At 71.8% G+C, this 6,092-nt stretch carries 6 protein-coding genes; 4 read left to right on the forward strand and 2 right to left on the reverse strand.

Annotation, left to right across the window (positions count from 1 at the left end; translation table 11 throughout):
• Window positions 1–593 precede the first annotated feature (593 nt).
• Window positions 594–890, reverse strand: coding sequence for an SCO4848 family membrane protein (locus OC439_RS30035; protein ID WP_262016363.1), 297 nt, complete (start codon window positions 888–890; stop codon window positions 594–596).
• Between the two features lie 122 nt (window positions 891–1,012).
• Between OC439_RS30035 and OC439_RS30040 the strand changes: the two genes are divergently transcribed.
• The 4 genes from OC439_RS30040 to OC439_RS30055 all read left to right on the forward strand — a co-directional run bounded on the left by OC439_RS30040 (window position 1,013) and on the right by OC439_RS30055 (window position 5,366).
• Complete coding sequence (locus OC439_RS30040) at window positions 1,013–1,456, forward strand: PRC-barrel domain-containing protein (RefSeq protein WP_262016364.1); 444 nt, start codon at window positions 1,013–1,015, stop codon at window positions 1,454–1,456.
• Between the two features lie 270 nt (window positions 1,457–1,726).
• Window positions 1,727–2,785, forward strand: a complete 1,059-nt coding sequence (trpS, locus tag OC439_RS30045) for a tryptophan--tRNA ligase (protein ID WP_262016365.1) — start codon at window positions 1,727–1,729, stop codon at window positions 2,783–2,785.
• Between the two features lie 271 nt (window positions 2,786–3,056).
• On the forward strand, window positions 3,057–4,775 hold the full coding sequence (gene argS / locus OC439_RS30050; RefSeq protein ID WP_262016366.1) for an arginine--tRNA ligase: 1,719 nt from the start codon (window positions 3,057–3,059) through the stop codon (window positions 4,773–4,775).
• 69 nt (window positions 4,776–4,844) lie between these two features.
• Window positions 4,845–5,366: an alpha/beta hydrolase gene (locus OC439_RS30055; protein WP_262016367.1), complete on the forward strand. Its 522-nt coding sequence runs from the start codon at window positions 4,845–4,847 to the stop codon at window positions 5,364–5,366.
• A gap of 146 nt (window positions 5,367–5,512) precedes the next feature.
• Here the strand turns inward: OC439_RS30055 and OC439_RS30060 are convergent, their stop codons facing one another.
• The gene (locus tag OC439_RS30060) at window positions 5,513–5,806 is read right to left on the reverse strand and encodes a DUF4287 domain-containing protein (RefSeq protein WP_135242464.1); all 294 of its coding nucleotides are present in this window, start codon (window positions 5,804–5,806) and stop codon (window positions 5,513–5,515) included.
• Window positions 5,807–6,092 lie beyond the last annotated feature (286 nt).

Consider the following 6,092-nt stretch of genomic DNA (forward strand, 5'->3'; position numbering starts at 1 on the left):
GCTTTACAAGCACCCTGTTGAGTTCTCAAAGAACAACCACACACCAACCAGAAGCCCCACACCGTGGAACCCCGACCGGGGTATTTCGTTCGCTCGCCCGCCGCTCGCGCGCCGGGCACTTTTACTACGTTACCTCACCGTCTCTGCCGTGTCAAACCGTGTGTCCCGGTCTGTCATGCTTCGTACGGGTCGGCGCCGCTGAGCACGCGCAGCAGTCACCCGCTGCGATGATCATCGGATTTGGCAGGCCGGCCGCCCGCGGTTTCCCGCTAGCTCGTCCGTTTCCCTGCCGGTCGACAACCTTACCCGGTCGGTTCCGCTCCGCCAAATCCGCCCTGCGGCGTTTCGGCGGGCCCCGCCCGGACCGCGTCCTCACAAGACCTCAGTCTCGGTCGGACCCGGTACCAGCACTGTTCGGCACTCCCGGGCTTTCGTCCCGTTTGCCCCGTTCCGCGCTGGCAGAGAGAAAGTTACGCGTCCTCAGGTTTGATCGTCAAATCGGGGGGTAGCGGCGCGCGTCACACCCGTCCCGCTCTGGTCGATCAAGGAGTTGACGTCCCGATTCGAGCCGTCTGCGGACACCAACTCCTTGATCACCGGGGAGACGGAGGGGGCGGGGGTGAGAGCGAGGGCGGGGGCGGGCTGGAAGGGCGGCGGGAGGCACGCCAAGCTCTGATGCCCAGGACTCCCACAGTCGTGCCGATGGCCAGGGACGCGGCGATCAGCAGGGCGTGCACCCAGAGGAATCCGGTCGGGCTGCCCTCGCCGACGACGCCGGCCGACCAGGCGCGCTCGTCGTTCCAGATGGCGACCGCGAACCTCGGCCAGATCGCCCACGTCCAGACGCCGACGGCGACCAGGAACAGTGACCAACCACGTGACAGGACCATGGTCGGCCAGTATGCCAGCGCGCCGTCCGCCCAGGTCAGGCCCGCGGTCGGCGCGGCAGGCGTTTCCGTTCCCGCCGCTGGGGCACTGATTCCGTCGAGCCGATTCGACGGAGGTGCCACCGATGCAGCCGTTCAACCCGTGGACCTGGCGGGATCCGTCCGCCCTGGCCGGTGGGTACGACCAGACCCGGCCCGGAGACGTGCCGGAACAGCGCGCCGGCGAGGCGGACGACGGCCCGGACGCCCCCGGCCCGGGTACGCCGATCGACCTCACCGGCTACCGGGTGGAGGCGACGGACGGCCGGATCGGCTCCATCGACGAGGCGAGCGAGGACGCGGACGCGCGGTACCTGGTGGTGGACACCGGTCCGTGGATCTTCGGGAAGAAGGTGCTGCTGCCGGCCGGCACGGTGGCGCAGGTCGACCACCTGGAGCGCGTCGTGCACGTGGACCGCACCCGCGAGCAGGTGAAGGAGTCGCCGGCGTTCGACGCGGACCACTTCGCGCACCCGGAGTACCGGGAGCGGGTCGGCAGCTACTACACGGAGAGCTATCGACAGCAGTAAGCGCGGCAGGAGGCAGCGGCACAGGCCGGTGAGCGGTTACCGTGTCAGTCATGGTCCGGCCGCGCAGCTGCCTCCCGGAGACCCGTAGCGGTCTCCCGGGCCACGCTGTCGACGGCCGGGAGCAGATCCTCGACGTACTCCGTGCCGGCGGACTCCGTTTCCGCGCCGGCGGGCGATGGCGGCGCTCGTTCTGACGAGCCCGCTCCACCGACCCGGGTGACACCCGGGTCGCGTCTCCCCGCCATCGAACGGCACGAAAGGCGTACGACCATGTCCTCTGCACGCATGCTCACCGGCGACCGCCCGACCGGGCGGCTGCACCTCGGCCACTACGTGGGCAGCATCGCCAACCGGGTGCGGCTGCACCAGCGCTACGAGAGCTTCTTCATCATCGCGGACCTGCACATGCTCACCACGCGCAACAGCCGCGCGGACATCGAGCAGGTGGCGCACAACGCCCGCGAGATGGTCACCGACATCCTGGCCGCAGGGGTGGAGCCGGAACGGGCCACGTTCTACCTCCAGTCGGCGATCCCCGAGGTCGGCGACCTGAACACGCTGTTCCAGAACCTGATCACGGTGCCCCGGCTGGAACGGGTGCCGTCGCTCAAGGAGATGACCCGGGACGCCGGCAAGGACGAGATGCCGTACGGCCTGCTCGGCTACCCCGTCCTCCAGGCCGCCGACATCCTCTGCGTGAAGGGGCAGGTCGTGCCGGTCGGGAAGGACAACGCCGCGCACGTCGAGGTGACGCGGGAGATCGCCCGGCGGTTCAACCACCTCTACGGCGAGGTCTTCCCGGTACCCGACATGATCATGTCGGAGACGCCCACGCTGGTCGGAACCGACGGCGCCGGGAAGATGAGCAAGAGCAAGGGGAACGCGATCGCGCTCTCCGACGACGCAGCGACGGTGCGCCGCAAGGTGATGGGGATGTACACCGACCCGAACCGGGTCCGCGCCGACGTGCCCGGCACGGTCGAGGGGAACCCGGTCTTCGAGTACCACGACATCTTCAACCCGGACCGGGCGCAGGTGGCGGACTTCAAGGCCCGCTACCGGGCCGGCCGAGTCGGTGACGTCGAGGTCAAGGAGGCGCTGGCGACCGCGCTCAACCGGTTCCTGGACCCGATCCGGGAGCGCCGGGCCCGCTTCGAGGCGCAGCCCGGCCTGGTCGACGAGCTGATCGTCACCGGCACCGAACGGACCCGCGAGCAGGTGCGCCGCACGCTCGTCGAGGTCCGCCGGGCGATGGGCCTGAGCAGCGCGTACACCCAGGTGCGGCGCCGGGCCGAGCGCTACCGCAAGGCCGTCGCCACGTCGGCGTGACGACGAGCCGGTCCGGGGTACGCGCTTGCGCCGACCCCGGACCGGCCGGTTACGCTGCCGGCATGGCCAGCTCGCACGCGTACCCGATGACGTCCTCCGACGTCCGGCTCGGCGCGCTGCGACGCCGGCGGTCCCGCGACCGCCTGCGCTGAGCCTTCCCCTCCTGCGACCGGCGGATCGAGCCGCCGGTCGTCATCGATCGCCCTCGCTCCGCCGTCGCGTTCCCGTCAGGTGATCCGCGCGGCGGATCCACAGCGAGATCGGCGTACTCATGGATCTTGAAAGGTTGCTCACCGACCGGCTGGCGCCGGCGTTCGCGGCGGTCGCCGGCGTGCCGGTGGACCCGGCCGTGCGGCGCTCGCAGCACGCGGACTTCCAGTCCGACGCGGCGTTGGGCCTGGCCCGGCGGCTCGGCCGGCCGCCGCGGGAGATCGCCGCGGAGGTACGGGAGCGCGCGGCGCTGGCCGACGTCTGCGCGGCGGTCGAGGTGTCCGGTCCGGGTTTCCTGAACCTCACGGTGGCCGGGCACGCGCTCGGCGGAATGGTCTCCGCGCTGGCCGCCGACCCGCGGCTCGGCGTGCCCGTGGTGGCCGAGCCGGAGACGGTGGTGGTCGACTACTCGGCGCCGAACGTGGCGAAGGAGATGCACGTCGGGCACCTGCGGTCGACGGTGATCGGGGACGCGGCGGCGCGGACGCTGGAGTGGCTCGGGCACCGGGTGCTGCGCGCCAACCACCTCGGCGACTGGGGCACACCGTTCGGCATGCTGATCGAGCACCTGCTCGACCTGGGCGAGGCCGGGGCGGCCCAGGAGCTGTCGATGGGTGACCTGGACGGGTTCTACAAGGCGGCGCGGGCGAAGTTCGACGACGACGAGGCGTTCCGGGAACGGTCGCGGCAGCGGGTGGTGGCGTTGCAGGGCGGCGACCCGGCGACGCTGCGGCTGTGGCGACTGCTGGTGACGCAGTCCGAGAGCTACTTCCTGACCGTGTACGACCTGCTCGACGTGACCCTGACCGGCGACGACTTCCGGGGCGAGAGCAGCTACCACGACCAGCTCGCCCCGACCGTCGACGAGCTGGACCGGCTCGGGCTGCTGCGGCGCAGCGACGGCGCGGACTGCGTGTTCCCGCCCGGTTCGGTGGGCCGTGACGGCGAGCCGTTGCCGCTGATCGTGCGCAAGTCCGACGGCGGGTACGGCTACCCGGCCACCGACCTGGCCGCGCTGCGGCACCGGACCGGCACGCTCGGCGCGACAAGGCTGCTCTACGTGGTCGGGCTGCCGCAGCGGCGGCACTTCGAGATGGTGTTCGCGGTCGGCGCGCAGGCCGGCTGGCTGGCCGCGCCGGCACGGGCCGAGCACGTCGGGTTCGGCTCGATCCTCGGCCCGGACGGGCGGATGCTGCGCAGCCGGGCCGGCGGGTCGGTGAAGCTGGTCGGGCTGCTCACCGAGGCGGTGGAGCGGGCCACCGCGCTGGCCCGGGAACGCAATCCGGAGCTGGGCGAGGCGGAGGCCGCCGCTGTGGGGCGCGCGGTGGGCATCGGCGCGATCAAGTACGCCGACCTGTCCGGCGACCGGCACAAGGACTACGTGCTGGACTGGGAACGGATGCTGTCGCTGGACGGGAACACCGCGCCGTACCTCCAGTACGCGTACTCCCGGGTCCGGTCGATCTTCCGGCGGGCCGGCGCGGCGGCGCGGCCGGACGCGGAGGTCTCGCTCGCCGAGCCGGCCGAGCGGGCGCTCGCCATCGAGCTGGTCGGCTTCGCCGCGGTGGTCGAGGAGGTGGCGGGCACCCTGGAGTTCCACCGGCTGACCGCGTACCTGCACCGGCTGGCGGTCGCGTTCAGCGCGTTCTACGAACGCTGCCCGGTGCTGCGGGCCGAGGGTCCGCTGCGGGACAGCCGGCTCGTGTTGTGCGAGCTGACCGGGCGGGTGCTGCGGCAGGGCCTGGACCTGCTCGGCATCCGTACCCCGGAACGGTTGTGAGACCGGGGGCCACCGGAAGCCCGTGCGGCGGTTAGCGTGACGCATCGATCGGACGCTAGGGAGGCGATCATGGCGGATCGGCGCGCGGTACTCGCTCCGGGTCGGGGCTACGACACCCGGGGACCGCTCTTCGTCTACATCGGGGAGGCGTTGCGCCGGCTCGGTTTCGAGGTGCACGAGGTGACCTGGCGGTCGCTGGGCGAGTTGCGCCTCGACAGCGCGCCGGAGTGGGTCGCCGAGCAGCTGGATCCGGTCCTCGACGCCGGGGTGGACCTGCTCGTGGGCAAGTCGCTCGGCAGTTTCGCCGCGCCGCTCGCCGCCGACCGGGGCATCCCGGCGGTCTGGCTGACGCCGCTGCTGACCGACCCCGCCGTGCGGGAGCCACTGGGCCGGGCCACCGCGCCGTTCCTGCTGGCCGGCGGCACCGGCGATCAGGTCTGGGACGGTGCGGTGGCGCGCCGGCTCACGCCGTACGTGGTGGAGGTCGCCGACGCCGACCACTCGATGCTGGTGCCCGGGCCGTTGGCGGCCTCGGCCGAGGCGCTCGGGCGGGTCTGCACCGCGGTGGAGGAGTTCGCCGCCGGCCGGTGACGGGTCAGCGGCGACCCCGCCGTGTCCACACCACCGCCGCCACCGCCGCGATGAGCGGCAGCAGGCAGCAGAGCGTCAGGACGAACAGGTGCCACGGCTTGATCGCTCCCATGGGGCGAACGATAGGCGTCGCTGTCCACGCCCCGCTACGCGGAGGCTCGGGCGGCCCTGCCGTCCAGCCACAGCGTGTCGCTGTCGTCGCGGTGGGATCCGGTGGACCCGACGTGCTTGGCGCTGATCTTCGGCCCGTTCCTGATCACGTGGACCAGAGCCATCGCGTGTCCCCGGCCGAGTCCGTACTCGTCCTTGAGCCAGCCCACGATCACGGCGGCCTTCACGTCGGCGGCGTCGTAGCCGCGCTCCCTGGCCTGGTCGACGAGCGTGCGCGGGGTCTTGCCGGTCTTGTCCTCGATCGCGTCGAGGTATGCCTGGAAGGACATCTGCTCAACCCTTCGTCCGGGAGGTGGTGACAACCTCCACCCTCCCGGGCGGCGCGGTTCCGATCAACGACGGACCGGGCCACCGTCGTTGCCTCCAGGGCAACAATCGCCGCCGGGCGAGACGCCGGAGAGCCCGGCCCGCGTGGTCGCGGGCCGGGCTCTCCAGATCTCGGGGTACGCGCTCAGCGCTGGAGGGTGAGCAGTCCGGGTCGGTAGGGCAGGAGGCCGTAATCGCCGCCGGAGTTGGGGGAGCGGCCCTGGTAGAGCAGTTGGAGGTTGCAGGGGT

This window comes from Micromonospora sp. Mcm103 (genome assembly GCF_024519755.1).
Lineage (GTDB): Bacteria > Actinomycetota > Actinomycetes > Mycobacteriales > Micromonosporaceae > Micromonospora > Micromonospora aurantiaca.